The following is a 15501-nucleotide window of genomic DNA, read 5'->3' on the forward strand; positions in this document are numbered from 1 at the left end:
GAGTTGCCATCAATGGCTCACCGGCTACACGGTGTTTTTTTATTTATTCTTCTGCTCATTTTTCCATGATAATACTTCCTGCAGGTCTACCTGTTCCACTCTGATCCCACCCATATCCGATCCATCTGTGCTGTTGCTGATCTGCGCTTGTTGTCCGGGCTCCAGAACCACATCCACCCTGTCTCTGCTGTTCATACCCGAACCAAAATGCAAAACCTGTTTCCATACTCGCAGGCTGCCTGCTTCCAGCGTTGCTGCGGCCAGCTTGTCCTGCGGATATACATGCACGTTAAACCGTGCCGCCTGCGCTTCCATATTCATGCCTGAAGTATGTACAAAAAAGGGGATACGCGATCCGCCGGCACCTTGCTTCGATACATCAAAATAGAGCTCGCCGCTGGCTTCCACTGCACGGCCCTTCGCGCTGAACAATACAGGAAATCGCAGCAAAGAGGCATCATTCAATTTCACTTCCGTGCCATCGGGCAACCAAACGGTAAGTTTTTCCCCTGCAGAAGTGGTGATGGTGGTGAACAAAGCGCTGTCTGCAAAACTGCCGGCAGCAATTGTTTTGACCCGAACACCACCGGGCTCCCTGGTCAGCTTCAATTGACCGTGCTCCAGTACAGCGCCATGCGGCATGGTATCGGGATACAACAGCCTGCCATCTGCAAACCTGACCTGGCTGCGCGCCGGCGCCCCTGTTGTTTCGGGCTCTGCCTCCGTAATGCCGGCCTCTGCAGTGCTTACCATGCTTCCGGAAGAGGGCCGGTTGAACCAAAAGCACAGCAATCCGGCAATCAACAGCAAGATTGCTGCAGCTGCCCATTTCCACCAGGGAAAATCCAATAAACGATATTGTCGTTTGTCCCCTTCCGTTATCTCCCCTTCATCCTGCATTTCAGTTTCACTAAGCTGCAGTGCCGTCCAGATCCTGTGCCTCATCTCCTGTTTCACCAGGGTCAGTTCACGGAGCCGGTCAACAATGAAGTCTGGATTGGTGAGCCGGGTGAATGTTTCCTTGTTGGCGGGCGAATGATTGGCCCAGTCCAGCAGTTCATTCAACTCATCTTCTTCCAGTTCCTGCCTCCAGTATTTCAAAATGAGGCTGGCAATCTTTTTTACAGTTTCCGGCATAAGGTATCATTGAGATGGAATGCTCTCATATATAAAACCGGGAAATGGTCCATTTGTCCCGTTATTTCAAAAAGGAAAATTGGAAAAGTGGAAAACTATCATGCAACAAGGCTGAGTACCCAGTTCTTCAGCCAGTTCTTCAGCGGGATTGTCATGCGAAGATGCTGGCGTGCTTTATGTTTCTGGTTCCTCACGGTCTTTTCCACGATATTCAACTGCGAGGAAATTTCACTGTTGCTCTTTCCGCGCAGAAAAGCCAGTATGAAAATGGTCCTGCACTGATTGGGGAGCTTGTCTATTTCATCCAGCACTGCCTTCAGGGTTTCCTGTGTCACTTCTTCACTGAATTCAGCAGCTGCGTCTTCATCCCTTATTGCATGTAAGTCTGCCTTCATCTGTCCCATCTTCATTCTCTGATGGACCATATCTATGGCGGCATTTCGGGCAGTGGTGAGCAGGTAAGCAAGAATATTATTGAGCCGATCGAATATCTTCTTTCTTTTGAACAGTCTGATGAAGGTTTCTGTTGTAATATCCATCGCATCGTCTTTACCGATGCCCATCCGGAGTACATAGTGATATACTTTCAGACAGAATTTTTCGTATACGCCATTCAATCCCCGTTCCGTACCGTCATTGAACAACTGCAAAAGTTCATCATCAGAATAGACCATGAGAGAATCAGTTAGTTAATAAAATTCAACACGGATAAGGATTTCCGTTTATCGCTCAATGATGCGATGCATTTTGAATGAAGGGAAAATGAATGGCTGATTACAATGAAATAAAAGTAATCAAAGTTTGCTAATAACCTATGGAAGTGAAGAAGAATCCCATAAAATACTGTTATGCAATTACTGCCAGTTTAACTACGGAAATGAAGAAAAAAATTAACGAAATCAGGAAGTAAGTTTCTTACTTTTTGTATCTGGGCTTTTTTTCATTGCTGTTGTGGAGGAATTTTTCCAATGCATCCATTTTGTTATTCCAGAATGCCTGATAGGGTTTGAGCCAGTCGGCCACTTCCTTGAGTTTGTTGAGCTCTCCATAACAATATCTTTCCCTGCCCTGTTGTTTCACAGTCACCAGTCCGCATTCAGTGAGGATTCGGATATGTTTGGAGATGGCAGGCCTGCTCACATCAAAATGTTCGGTAACACCGTTGAGCGTCAGGTGTTGCCTGCTCAGCAGTTGAAGGATCTGTCTGCGGGTGGGGTCTGCGATGGCCTGAAAAACATCACGTCTCATGCTCCTGTATTTGTTGCAAAAATAAATGTAACCGATCGGATTCTTATTACTATTTCGCGTGCTGCACCAAACCAAGAGAGGGCGTGCCATACAACAGGCACACCCTCTTATGATTTGGAAAGGCAGCAGGATTATTCCTGACCTTCTTTCTTCTTCTTGGCGGTCTTTGGTGCAATGATCATCAGCATACGCTTGCCTTCCAGTTTGGGAAGCCCTTCGGGCTGACCAACTTCAGCGAGACGTTCTGCAAATTTCAGCAGTACCAGCTCACCTCTTTCCTTGAACATGATGGCGCGGCCTTTGAATTGAACATAGGCCTTTACTTTATTGCCTTCTTTCAGGAAGGATTCTGCGTGACGTGCTTTGAAATCGAAATCGTGATCATCGGTACCTGGTGTAAAACGGATCTCTTTAACCTCAGCCGTTTTACTCTTGGCCTTCATCTCTTTTTCCTTCTTCTTCTTTTCGTAGAGGAATTTATTGTAATCAATGATCTTACACACCGGGGGATCCGCCTGCGGGGAAATCTCTACCAGATCAAGTTGTTGTTCCTGCGCCATACGCAGTGCGTCCTGCGTGTTATAGACGCCAACCTCCACATTATCTCCTACTAACCGCACCTGCGGTACCCTGATCATGTGATTGGTACGATGTTCCTGTTGCTGTTCTTTTCTGAAACGCGGATTAAAGTTACCTCTCGGTGGTCTTGGTGGAAATGCCATTTACAATTTTTACGTTTACAATTTTAAAGTTTTAAAGTGGTCTTGGATCGCGGGCCACTTCTAATCTGATTTCCGCGTTTTGATCTCCTGCCTGAGCTGGTTGATCATGGTTTCAATATCCATCGCTCCCAGGTCACCTTTACCCTGTCTGCGCACGGATACTTTATTTTCGTTCATCTCTTTCTCTCCTACAACGAACATATACGGAACTTTCATCAACTCTGTATCGCGGATCTTCTTACCGATCTTTTCGTTGCGATCATCTACCTCTGCACGAATATCCGCATTTTTCAGAGATTCTAAAAGAGTATTTGCATAGGGCATGAACTTGTCGCTGATCGGCAGGATCTTCACCTGCAGCGGCGCCAGCCAGGTGGGGAACTTACCGGCATAATGTTCCAGCAGGAAGCCGATGAACCGTTCGTGGGTACCCAAAGGTGCACGGTGGATGATCAGCGGGGTACTGGGTGCATTGTCTGCTCCGGTGTACTCCAGGTTGAAGCGCCTTCCCTGGGCAAAATCCACCTGGTTGGTGGCCAGGGTGAACTCACGCCCGATAGCGCTCCAGATCTGTACATCAATCTTCGGGCCATAGAAAGCGCCTTCATCAGGAACTTCCACATAAGGAATATTGCTTTCCTTCAGTACAGAACGTACCATCTCTTCGGTTTCCAGCCAGAGCTCAGGCTCGTTGATGTATTTCTGACCGAGCCTGGAAGGCTCGTGCAGGCTGAGACGCATCACATATTTATCGATCCCGAAGATCTTGAAATATTTCATATACATATCGTTCACGGCGCGGAACTCAGTGGCGAACTGCTCGCGGCTGCAATAGATATGCGCATCGTTCATATGCAGGCAGCGTACGCGCATCAGTCCGAAAAGCTCACCGCTCTGCTCATAGCGGTAGCAGGTTCCGTATTCAGCGAGACGCAACGGCAAGTCCTTGTAGCTGCGTGGCTCCGCCGCAAAGATCTTGTGGTGGTGCGGACAGTTCATGGACTTCAGATAGTATTTGGTGCCGTCCAGCTCCATGGGCGGATACATGCTATCCTGGTAATAAGGCAGGTGACCGGAAGTCAGGTACATGCTTTCTTTCGCGATATGTGGCGTTACCACACGCTTGTAGCCTGCAGCCTGTTCGGTTTCCTTGGCCAGTTTTTCCAGCTCTTCAATAATAATGGTACCATTAGGCATCCAGAGCGGAAGACCAGGACCCACATCATCATCCATGGTGAAGATGCCGAGTTCCTTACCCAGTTTACGATGATCGCGCTTCTTCGCTTCTTCCAGCATTGTCAGGTGTTCATCCAGTTCTTTCTGGCTGGGGAAAGTGATCCCGTAGATGCGGGTGAGCATCTTATTGTTGGAATCATTTTTCCAGTAGGCGCCGGCAATATTGGTGAGCTTGATGGCCTTGATAGGGCCGGTGCTGGGAATATGCGGTCCACGGCAGAGATCGGTGAAATTGCCCTGGGTATAGAAAGTGATCTCGCCATCATTGAGATTGCTGATCAGATCGAGTTTGTACTCATCGCCTTTTTCTGTGAAATAAGAAACGGCTTCTGCTTTGGGCATGGCTTTGCGAACATAATTATTGTTCTGCTTCGCCAGTTCATTCATTTTCTTTTCCAGCTTTGCCAGGTCTTCTTCTGTAATGGAACGGCCTCCGAGATCGATATCGTAATAAAAACCTCCGTTATCGAGTGCGGGCCCCACCCAGAATTTGGCGCCGGGGAACATGCTTTCCACGGCTTCCGCCATCAGGTGAGCTGATGAATGCCAGAAGGTCGATTTTCCATCCTTATCATCCCAGGTGAGCAATTTGACCGTTGCATCTTCATTGATCGGCCTCGTGGCATCCCACACCTGGCCATTCACGCTGGCAGCCAATACTTTTCTGGCCAGCCCTTCACTGATTGATTTTGCTATTTCCAGTGCAGTAATTCCTTGTTGATACTCCCGTACTGCTCCATCGGGGAATGTAATCCTGATCATAATGTTTAACTCCGTGTATCTTTTTTTATGAGGCCGATCCCGCGGAATACTGTATCTTGGCGGCTTTGATTTTTCGTAGCCCACCCTTGAACTCTACCGGGGTCTGCAAATTTAACTAAGAATTTGCAGACTGCCACTTACGATATTTGTCGTAAACTAAGGTTTTAACTAATTTGCTACAGTGAGGGAACATTCATGAAGCGATTTATATTCTTTCTTCTGATTGGTATTGGCATTTCAGCATCTGCACAGGACCTGACAGGTATCTGGAGAGGTAATTTCAAAGGTGAGCAGGCCCGCTACCTGGAAGCGCTTGGACAGGAAAGCCGTTACAAGATCGAATTACAGGTAGATCAATCCGCCAAAGCATTTTCTGGTGTCACTTACTCTTACCTGACCACCGTCTTTTATGGTAAAGCTACCTGCCGCGGCACGGTCAATCCCTCCACCGGCAAAGTATTCCTCGAAGAATTGAAAATTGTGGAAGTCCGCATGAGCGGCCGGTCTGATGCCTGCATCATGACCTACTTCCTGCAATATTCCAAAATAGGCAATGAAGAATTCCTGGAAGGTTCCTACAGCAGCATGAACACTACCGATTCCACCAGTTGCGGACGTGGACGGGTTTTCCTGCGAAAAGTACAGACTTCGGACTTTTACAAGGAACCCTTTCTGTTGAAAAAAGAAGCGGAGAAAAAACCGCCAATAGCCAAAGCAGAACCTGCAAAACCTGCTCCCAAAACAAATCCGGAAACAAAGCCGAATACCGGAACTGCCAAGACCACCACTACAACCACTAAAACTCCAACCGGTACTAAAACTACCACCACTACTAAAACCACAACCACTGCAAAAAGTTCGGGTACCACAAAAAGTACTACCACTACCAGCAGCACAACTAAAAAGACAGAGCAGCCCGTGGTAAAGCCTGCTATCCCGCAACCTCTGACCAGCCTGCCTCCACAGCCGAAACTGGACACAATCAAAAAAGTGGATGTGAAGCCACGCCTTACGCTTCCCACTCCGAAAGTTATTTCCAGCAGGCAGAATGAACTGGTGCAAACCATCACTACGGACGCACGCAAACTGATCATCAGTATCTACGATAACGGCACCATCGATAATGATACGATTTCCGTTTACCACAATAAAAAACTCGTGCTTTCCAAAAAACGGTTGACAGATAAGCCACTCACCATCGAGATCGAACTGAGTGAAGAGGATGACCTGCATGAATTGGTGATGGTGGCCGAAAATCTTGGTGAATACCCGCCGAATACATCACTGATGGTGGTGAATGCCGGCAAAAAGTATTACGAAGTGCGTATTACATCCACGGAACAAAAGAATGCCGTGGTGGTATTCAAATACGAGAAACCGAAATAAGAGCAGAGTGCCCGACCTCGCTCGCCTTCGGCGAGCAAATTCAAGCCACTCGCGGGTGCGCGAACAACTGGCCACACGCTGATTACCGCTTACATAAATTTGATGGCGGATTTCAAAGAGATGTTGGATATTAATGGAAATACTCCTGATGCGGGCTGTTTTCTTTTTATCACTGGCACTCCTCGCCCAACTGGCAATGGCCCAGAACCTTACCGGCATCTGGCGCGGCAAACGTACACAGGGCGCACAGGGATGTTTCCCGGAATATGGCCTCGAACTGCATATCTACTACAGCAATGAGCAACTGATCATGGGCAATGCCTACAGTTATGTGAGCAGGGAACAATTCACCAAAACCATTTTCAAAGGCAGATACAATGCACAAACGAAAAGACTGGTGCTGATCGAAAGCAGTGTGCTCAGCTACAATGTACCGCCACAATGCATTCCCTGCATCAAGACCTATCAGCTGAGTTTTGCGAAACAGGGCGCAGAAGAACTGCTCACCGGGCAATGGAGCGGCCACGAAATGGGCAATAACAATGCCTGCGTGCCAGGCAATATCGATCTTCACCGTGAAGCACAACCGATCTTTCCGGTTACCATCCAGCAGAACGACAGCCTCGCCAGGCTGCAGCAACAACTCACACTGCAACAAAGGGAAAAAGAGCTGGTGCAAACACTCAAGGTAGATACATCTCTGATCCGCATCGATCTGTACGACAATGCAGAAATAGATGACGATACCGTTAGCATCTTCCTCAATGGCGCCTTGATATTACACAAGAAAAGATTGACCGACCGGCCGCTCACCCTGCACATCAATGCTATGCCCAATACGGATTACGAGCTGATGATGTATGCAGAAAACCTCGGCCGCATCCCTCCCAATACTTCACTGATGATCGTAACAGCAGGAAGAAGGAAATATGAGATAAGGATCTCATCCAGCGAAACCAAAAGTGCAGTGGTGAAGTTCAGGTATAACCTGTAACTCAGCAGGTATATGGAGAGAAAACAGTTCTTTCCAGGAAATAGTCTTCAAAACGTTCAATCGCTACTGCGATCCGGAAAAAAGAGGAGCGGTCTGCTTCCGTCAACTTATCTTCTCCCCTTCGCATCATTTCATTGATCGTTTCCAAAGCAGCATCATATTCGGCTTTCGATTGAATCACAAATTCCATAGGCAAGCGTTTACATACTATAGAAACAACAAGATGCAACGACTGTACTAGTGCCTTTTGAAAAAAATCAGAATTTGAAATTCCAGGTAACGGCGGGAATGATAGGAAACAGTGAGACCTGTTTGGGCTGGATGCTCAGCTCGCCACTGTAGGCGCTGCCTTCCTGGTCGAAATAAATGAAATAGGGATTGAGCCTGCTATACACATTATAGATACTGAATACCCAGTTCTGCTCCCATTTCTGTCCGGCTTTCTTTTTTGGGGTGAGCGTAGCCGAGAGATCGAGGCGATGATAGGCCGGCAACCTGTAAGTATTTAATTTTCCATATTCCTGGGTGAGCACACCACTCACTACATAAAATCTTTCCGGCAAAGTAGTGGCATTGCCGGTACCATAAACGAACACACCTGAAAGTTTCCACCTGGGATTCACCTGGTACATGCCCACCGCGGACAGATCATGCCTCCGATCGTATTTGGCGGGATATTTTTCTCCATCATTCAGACCGGGGAACTGCCGCCAGGTGTAACTGAGCGTATAACCCAGCCAACCGGTGAACCTGCCCCTCGTTTTGTTGAAAAAGAATTCCGATCCATAACTCCATCCCTTTCCGAAAACGAATTCACTTTCAGGATCTTTCAGGCTCGGCGTATATCCCTCACCGTATTCGATCTGGTTTTCCATTTTTTTATAATAGAGCTCCACGGAAGTCTCGAACATATTATTGTTGAAATTGCGGAACAATCCAACGGCATATTGCCAGCTGATCTGCGGCCGCACGCGATATGTGCTGGGCACCCAGAGATCGGTGGGCAGCGTTGAACCGGCATTGCTGACGAGATGTATATATTGAAGGTTCCTGCCGGCGGAAGCCTTGATACTTGTAGACTCATCGATGGTATATCGAAGGGTTAGCCGGGGCTCCGGGCCACCGTATGTTTTTACAGTTTTCCCTTTACCAAAAACAGTACTGTCGAGTTTGTTGCCATCCTCATCGGTTTCAAATATTTTGTAGGGCCCTGTTTGTGTGAAGCTGCTGAAACGCAGTCCGGCACTGGCCTGCAGGCGATCACTGATAGTCCAGTCGTCCTGTACATAAACGCCTGTTTCAATTGCGTATTTCGGGCTTTCGTTATTGGGTGCAAGTACAGTATCGCCCTGGTTGCCGGTGAGGATATTGGGTGTAAAGCGATGCCTGGTGTACATGAATCCCATCTTCATTTTGTGTGAAGGCGAAGGATAGAAATCGAGATCGAATTTGCCGGTGAGATCACGGATCCCGGAGCTCAGGTTCAGGGCGAAATCATTCTGTGTGGCGCCGAAGGCAAATTTGTAATCGTTGTACATGAGGGTTGTGTTGGCGAATAGTTTCCGGTTGAACACATGGTTCCATCGGAGTGTGGCAGTGGAATTACCCCAGGGAATATTGGCGCTGAACGCGCGTTGCGCGCTTTTGAAATCGAATACATCCCTTCCGAAATAACCGCTGAGATAAAGCCGATCCTTATCCGAAAACTTATAGTTTGCCTTCATGTTCAGGTCGTAGAAATAATATCCTGATCCATGATAGTTGCTGCTCTTTTTGATGAAGGGTTTCACCAGCATATCTACATAAGTCCGTCGGGCAGAGATGATGAAACTCGCTTTATCTTTTTTCAATGGTCCCTGCACGCTCAGCCTGGAAGCTATGGCGCCGATACCTCCTTCCACTTCCCATCTTTTCATGTTTCCTTCCTTCATCGCAATATCCAGTACGGAGCTGAGCCTGCCTCCGTATTGCGCAGGCATACCGCCTTTGATCAGCGAAATATTTTTGATGGCATCACTGTTGAAAATGGAAAAGAAACCGAAGAGATGACCTGTATTGTATACGATGGCATCATCCAGGAGAATGAGATTCTGATCAGGTCCGCCGCCGCGCACATACATGCCGGTATTTCCTTCACCTGCATTGCGTACGCCGGGTAGCAGTTGAAGTGTTTTGAGCAGGTCCACTTCGCCGAGCAGCACAGGCACTGCTTTCACCTGTTGCATGCTGAGATCGATCTTGCCCATCTGGGCATTCATCACATTCCCGTCTTTCTTTTTAGAACTGACGATCACTTCCTGCAATGTGCCGCGCGGCAACAGTTGAAAATGCTGACGGATATTTTTATCCAGCCTGATGTTCAGCTGCTGCAACTGGTAGCCTGCAAAAGAAACGAGTATCGAATAATTCCCTGCCGGTAGCGTGAGGGAATAAAATCCGTATTGATTACTGGAGACCGAGCCATCGTCCTGCACCTGAACAGTAGCTCCGATCAGGGATTCACCCGACAGGGAATCTCTCACAAATCCGCTCAACGTAAATTTTGTTTGCGTTGAAGCTGCCAGTGAGGTGATCAGAGCATATACCAGGAGCAGGGCTGATTTCACATATTATTGTTGGGTAAAGTCCAGCTGACCTTCCACAGTTCCGCAGGTGAGCATCTTGTCGCCGAAATAAGGATTGCGAACGGTGGAATCCTGGTTGATCCAGTAAGCGCCTGTATTGTTGAAAGCCATGGGGCAATGGATCCAGTAGATCTTTTGTTCATTGTAGCGAACGGTCTGGAAGAGCACATAGAGTGCATCTGTGATCATTTTGAATTCCTGGCGCTTGGCTTCGATGGTTTTCTCTCCTGCCAGTCCTTTTGCAGATCCGTTGATGGTGCCGGCATATTCCTCCGCCGTGAGTTTGAGTACACCCATCGTATCGGCCCTGATCTCATCGATCTTCAGACTGTCGGCAGCGGTTGCCAGTTCCAGTGCAGCCGCGGAAGCTTTGGCGGTATCGCTGGCCACCAGCGCATCTTTCAGCTTGAAATAGGTATTGAGCATCACACCGAAGGAGCTGTTGAAGGCGTCGGTATTTTCAGCCTTCGTAAGCGGCTTTTGCTTCTCTTCGGGCTTGTTTTCTTTCTTACCGCCCCAGATCATCCATCCGGCAATGCCGAGGATCACCAGAACCAGGATTAAGAGTACACCTTTTTTCATCAGAATAAAAATTTCTCAAAGGTAACATTTCTGAATGTTACGGCATGATTGTGTTACTTTTGCGGCGTAAAAAGCAACATCTTTATGCTGGCAGGACTGACGAACGTAACATTTGAATTTGGAGCAAGGATCCTTTTTGAAAATGCCACCTGGCATATTCAGCCCAATGAACGCATCGGGCTGGTGGGATTCAACGGTACCGGGAAGTCTACTTTGCTCAAACTGCTGGTTGGACAATACTCCCCTTCAGAAGGCACAGTGGAAAGAAGCCGAACCACTACCATCGGTTATCTGCACCAGGACCTCCTGAGCTTCGACACCAATGAAAGCATCCTCCAGGTGGCCCTTGGCGCCTTCGAGCGTGTGCTGCAACTGGAAAAGGAGATCGAAGAACTGGGGATCGAACTGGAAAAGACCGGAGACGAAAACACCCTCATCGCGTATACAGACAGGCTCCATGAAATGGATACCCTGGACGGCTACACCATTCACCACCGTACCGAAGAAGTATTGCAGGGCCTCGGCTTCGACAATGCCTCTCTTCAACGCCCCTACAAAGAATTCTCCGGTGGCTGGCGTATGCGTGTGCTCCTGGCCAAGATGATCCTCATGGCGCCGGACCTGCTGCTGCTGGATGAGCCTACCAACCACCTTGACCTTCCGTCTATCGAATGGCTGGAAAAATACCTCGTACATTACCAGGGCTCCGTAGTGATCGTGAGCCACGATAAATATTTCCTCAACCGGATGGTCACCAAGATCGTGGAAGTGTACCAGCGTCAACTGCATATTTACAACGGCAACTACGATTTCTTCCAGAAAGAAAAAGAGATCCGTACAGATTTGCAACAACGCGCATACGAGAACCAGCAGGATTATATCCGCCAGCAGGAAAGATTCATCGAGCGCTTCAAGGCCAAGGCTTCGAAAGCCGCACAGGCGCAGAGCATCGTGAAACGTCTCGACAGACTTGAGCGCGTGGAAGAAGTGATTGTGGAGCGACCCGATATCCGCATCAATTTCCAGGTAGACAAAGTGCCCGGCAAAGTGCTGGTGGAATTGAAAGATATCACCAAGAAGTTCGGCGACAATACCATCGTTGAACATACGTCCGCAGAGATAGACAGGGGCGATAAGATCGCGCTGATCGGCGCCAACGGAAAAGGGAAATCCACCCTGCTCCGTATCATCGCAGGCATCGAACAATTCGAAGGCGACCGCCGCTGGGGCCACAATGTGGAAGAAAGTTTTTACGCACAGCACCAGTTGGAATCGCTGGACCTCAATAACACAGTGCTTGATGAAATGAAAACCTGCGGCGCTCAGAAGACTGAACTGGAGCTGCGCACACTGCTCGGTTGTTTCCTCTTCAGCGGAGACGATGCAGATAAAAAGATCAAAGTACTCAGCGGTGGTGAGAAAGCCCGCGTGGCACTCGCCAAAACAATTGTGAGCAAGGCCAACTTCCTCATGCTGGATGAGCCTACCAACCACCTGGACATGCACTCGGTTGATCTGCTGATCGATTCACTGAACCGCTACCAGGGCACCATCATCATGGTGAGCCACGACAGGTATTTCATTTCCAAAGTAGCCAATAAGATCTGGGAGATAGACGATCACGCTATCAAAGTATTCGATGGTGGCTATGAAGAATGGGTGGAATGGAAAGAGAGGATGGCCCGCAATGCTGCTGGCAAAGGCCAGCCAGAAAAGAAACAGGAAAAAAAGGCCGAGCCTGCTCCTGCCCCCAAACCGGAGCCCGTTGCCGCAAAACCCGTGGTAAATGCACCCATCAATAAGGAACTGAAGAAGGAACTGCAGAAACAACAAAAGGCGCTCAGTGAACTGGAACAGAAGATCGATAGCCTCAATAAGCAGAAGGTTGAGAAAGAAGCCCTTTTGGCCGATCCATCAACATATGCAGATAAAAACAAATTCATAGAAACGGAAAGCAGTCTCAAAACCATCAATGCATCACTGAAGGACCTGAATGCGCAATATGAGACCGCATTTGAGAAAGTGATGGAACTGGAAGAACAGGCGAATAAATAACATAATTTTTTCGCCGTCCGTACATTGAAGGTTACCCATTCCTTCTTAAATTGGTGATATGCTGTGGAAACTCTTAGCCAGGAAATTCGTGCTGACGATAATCTGCGTGTGTTCGTTGTTGTTAGCCCAGTCCCAGACCCGCACCGGACGTCCGAAGATCGGCGTTACCCTCAGTGGTGGCGGCGCTAAAGGACTGGCGCATATCGGGATCCTCAAAGCCATCGACTCCGCCGGCATCAAAGTGGATTATATAACGGGTACCAGTATGGGCAGTATCATCGGCAGCCTCTACTCTATCGGATATTCTGCAGACAGCATCGAAAAGATCGCCAGGAGTATCGACTGGGACCTGCTCCTCAGCAACCAGAGCTCTCTCCGCAGTATCTTCATGGAAGAAAAAGACGAATACTCGAAATACATACTCGAGCTACCCTGGGTGAACCACCGTTTCCGCCTGCCCAGCGGGGTGCTGGAAGGACAGGAACTCTGGATCAAATTCTCCGAGCTCTTCTTCCCTGTTTACAATATCAAGAACTTCGATCACTTCAGCATTCCCTTCCGTTGCATCGGCACGGATGTAGGCAATGGAGAAGCAGTAGTAATGAAGGAAGGCGAAATTGTTTCGGCTATCCGTAGCAGTATGGCCATCCCTTCCGTGTTCACGGCCGTGGACTATAATGGGAAAAGACTGATCGATGGCGGCCTTATCCGCAACTTTCCCGTTCGCGATGTAAAGGAAATGGGCGCCGATTACGTGATCGGCAGCAATGTGGCCAGTGGCCTCCTGCCCTCCGATAAAGTTCGGAACGCTTTCCAGATCCTGATGCAGGTGGCTTTCTTTCGCGAAGCGGAAGACAATAAGAACGAAGTGCCCCAATGCGATATTTACATTCCCTTCAAGATGGACAAATTCAGCATGGGCAGTTTCTCCGATGCAGGCGCCATCATCAACCTGGGACTGGAAGAAGGAAGGGAGCTCTATCCCCGCCTCAAACAGCTGAAGGATTCGCTGGACGCGATCTACGGTGTTGAGCCTCCCAATCCCGGCCGTCTTCCACATGTGGACTATGTAAAGATCAGTTCTTATGAAGTGAGAGGAACAGAGAAAACGTCTCCTGATTTCTTCACGCATACCATGAACTTCGTCACCAATCAATATTATTCTGCCAAACGACTGGCCAATATGATCCGTCAGGCAGTAGGTACTCGCTACTACAAACGCGTTACCTATTCCCTGGAACCACAGCCCGATGGCACTGCCCGCATCATCTTCGATGTAACGGAAAACCCGCTCACTTTTGCTAAGCTTGGCCTGCATTATAACCGCTTCAGCGGCATCGGTGTGATCGCCAATCTCACAACAAGGAATTTCTTCTTCACCAACTCACGCAGCATGGTATCGCTCAACATCGGTGAGAGCATGCGCGTGAAGGGTGAGCACCTGCAATATTTCGGAAGACTGAAGAACTTCGCACTGATTGCCGATCTTCAGTTCGACCGTTTCGATGTAGCCACTTATACCTACGATAAATACAAACAGGACGGGCTGTACAAACAGAATCTCTTCCGCACAGGAGGCCGGTTCCAGTTCTCAGCCAAACGGACCTTTTCTATCGGTGTAGGATCGCGATGGGATTGGGTCAGATATACGCCCACCATCTCAACGGATTTCAATTTCAAGGGCAGCAACAGCTGGGTGACCAACTTCGCTTATGTAGCGCATAACTCGCTCGATAAAGCCGTATATCCCCGCAGAGGCGTAAGATTTGAAGCAGAAGCCGGATATATTGCCAGACAGAGCCCGCGCATCAAATTCATTGTAGGCGATCAAACCATTCCTGCTACGGAAGACATGATTTCCGGCGATTCCTATCCCAGGATCACAGCCAATTTCGACAGCTATATTCCTTTCAGCCGCAGAACCACAGGTTTGATTAATATCCAGGGCGGCGCCAATTTCGGATATGAACAGAATGTGTTGAACGAATTCATTGTTGGCGGCCTCACCAAAACATTCCGCAACCAGATCACTTTTGCAGGATTGCAGGAAGGAACTATTTACAGCCCCAGCCTGGTGGCGCTTCAGGGCGGAGCACGCGTGATGATGTTCAGCAATACCTATATCACCGCCAGGGCAAATGTGCTGTTCAATAATCTTTTCACCAAAAGCGAGTACTTCGATTACCCGGATTTCTTCTCCGGTTATGCAGTAACGTTTGCCTATAATTTTGCATTGGGGCCGCTCGAGATCTCTGCGATGTATTGTGATCAGACCAAGAGAGTGCAGAGTTATATTAATTTGGGGATTCCGTTCTGATGTAGAGGATATTACTGTTTTGGTTAACATAGAAAATTCATAAATTCGGTCTATCATAAATTTCAAAATGTATTTCGATAATCATACCAATTTCCCAAATGCAACACTGAATCCAAGATTGCTCTGGGAGTATAACTTTGAAGAGGTTGATTTTCTTAAAATGAGAAATATCATTATTCAGAGAGTCGTTGAGAGAGGTTGGCCTAACGACTGGTATTTTATATTAAATACATATGGTATGGAAGGGGTAAAATCTGCTATTCTTGAAATCCCCTATTTGAATGATAAAGACATGAATTTTGTCAGTATTCTTTTCAATATCCCTTTAACCTCAATGAAATGCTACGAAAAGAAACAGTCTCAGCCTCAACGCTGGACCTCCTAAGCTCATTGATGAAGGATGAGATGATCAAGGATTTCTATCTTGCAGGAGGAACA

Annotated in this window: 13 protein-coding genes; 5 read left to right on the top strand and 8 right to left on the bottom strand. The window is 48.1% G+C overall.

Going from position 1 to position 15501, the window contains the following annotated elements:
• Positions 1 to 39 precede the first annotated feature (39 nt).
• From FSB84_RS25580 to thrS, 5 genes are all read right to left on the bottom strand, one after another.
• Positions 40 to 1137, bottom strand: coding sequence for a FecR family protein (locus tag FSB84_RS25580; RefSeq protein WP_130540680.1), 1098 nt, complete (start codon positions 1135 to 1137; stop codon positions 40 to 42).
• A gap of 98 nt (positions 1138 to 1235) precedes the next feature.
• Positions 1236 to 1811, bottom strand: a complete 576-nt coding sequence (locus FSB84_RS25585; RefSeq protein WP_130540681.1) for an RNA polymerase sigma factor — start codon at positions 1809 to 1811, stop codon at positions 1236 to 1238.
• A 241-nt stretch (positions 1812 to 2052) separates the two neighbouring features.
• Positions 2053 to 2385 carry an ArsR/SmtB family transcription factor gene (locus FSB84_RS25590; protein ID WP_130540682.1) on the bottom strand — a complete coding sequence of 111 codons (333 nt, stop codon included), beginning with the start codon at positions 2383 to 2385 and terminating at the stop codon, positions 2053 to 2055.
• Between the two features lie 131 nt (positions 2386 to 2516).
• On the bottom strand, positions 2517 to 3107 hold the full coding sequence (gene infC, locus FSB84_RS25595) for a translation initiation factor IF-3 (RefSeq protein ID WP_127125545.1): 591 nt from the start codon (positions 3105 to 3107) through the stop codon (positions 2517 to 2519).
• 60 nt (positions 3108 to 3167) lie between these two features.
• Positions 3168 to 5105, bottom strand: coding sequence for a threonine--tRNA ligase (thrS, locus tag FSB84_RS25600; RefSeq protein ID WP_130540683.1), 1938 nt, complete (start codon positions 5103 to 5105; stop codon positions 3168 to 3170).
• Positions 5106 to 5300: 195 nt separating this feature from the next.
• Between thrS and FSB84_RS25605 the strand changes: the two genes are divergently transcribed.
• Complete coding sequence (locus FSB84_RS25605) at positions 5301 to 6491, top strand: hypothetical protein (RefSeq protein ID WP_130540684.1); 1191 nt, start codon at positions 5301 to 5303, stop codon at positions 6489 to 6491.
• A gap of 133 nt (positions 6492 to 6624) precedes the next feature.
• The gene (locus tag FSB84_RS25610; RefSeq protein WP_130540685.1) at positions 6625 to 7485 is read left to right on the top strand and encodes a hypothetical protein; all 861 of its coding nucleotides are present in this window, start codon (positions 6625 to 6627) and stop codon (positions 7483 to 7485) included.
• Between the two features lies 1 nt (position 7486).
• On the opposite strand, the gene FSB84_RS25615 is transcribed toward FSB84_RS25610, so the two are convergent.
• From FSB84_RS25615 to FSB84_RS25625, 3 genes are all read right to left on the bottom strand, one after another.
• Positions 7487 to 7675: a hypothetical protein gene (locus FSB84_RS25615; protein WP_130540686.1), complete on the bottom strand. Its 189-nt coding sequence runs from the start codon at positions 7673 to 7675 to the stop codon at positions 7487 to 7489.
• Between the two features lie 67 nt (positions 7676 to 7742).
• Positions 7743 to 10091, bottom strand: a complete 2349-nt coding sequence (locus FSB84_RS25620) for a TonB-dependent receptor (RefSeq protein WP_130540687.1) — start codon at positions 10089 to 10091, stop codon at positions 7743 to 7745.
• A 3-nt stretch (positions 10092 to 10094) separates the two neighbouring features.
• Positions 10095 to 10691: a DUF3347 domain-containing protein gene (locus FSB84_RS25625; protein ID WP_130540688.1), complete on the bottom strand. Its 597-nt coding sequence runs from the start codon at positions 10689 to 10691 to the stop codon at positions 10095 to 10097.
• A gap of 84 nt (positions 10692 to 10775) precedes the next feature.
• On the opposite strand from FSB84_RS25625, the gene FSB84_RS25630 reads away from it, so the two are divergent.
• The 3 genes from FSB84_RS25630 to FSB84_RS30850 all read left to right on the top strand — a co-directional run bounded on the left by FSB84_RS25630 (position 10776) and on the right by FSB84_RS30850 (position 15448).
• The gene (locus FSB84_RS25630; RefSeq protein WP_130540689.1) at positions 10776 to 12746 is read left to right on the top strand and encodes an ABC-F family ATP-binding cassette domain-containing protein; all 1971 of its coding nucleotides are present in this window, start codon (positions 10776 to 10778) and stop codon (positions 12744 to 12746) included.
• Between the two features lie 118 nt (positions 12747 to 12864).
• Complete coding sequence (locus FSB84_RS25635; RefSeq protein ID WP_158644117.1) at positions 12865 to 15063, top strand: patatin-like phospholipase family protein; 2199 nt, start codon at positions 12865 to 12867, stop codon at positions 15061 to 15063.
• Between the two features lie 67 nt (positions 15064 to 15130).
• Complete coding sequence (locus FSB84_RS30850; protein ID WP_165434870.1) at positions 15131 to 15448, top strand: DUF6922 domain-containing protein; 318 nt, start codon at positions 15131 to 15133, stop codon at positions 15446 to 15448.
• Positions 15449 to 15501: the final 53 nt, after the last annotated feature.

It is taken from the genome of Pseudobacter ginsenosidimutans (genome assembly GCF_007970185.1).
GTDB classification, from domain to species: Bacteria; Bacteroidota; Bacteroidia; order Chitinophagales; family Chitinophagaceae; genus Pseudobacter; species Pseudobacter ginsenosidimutans.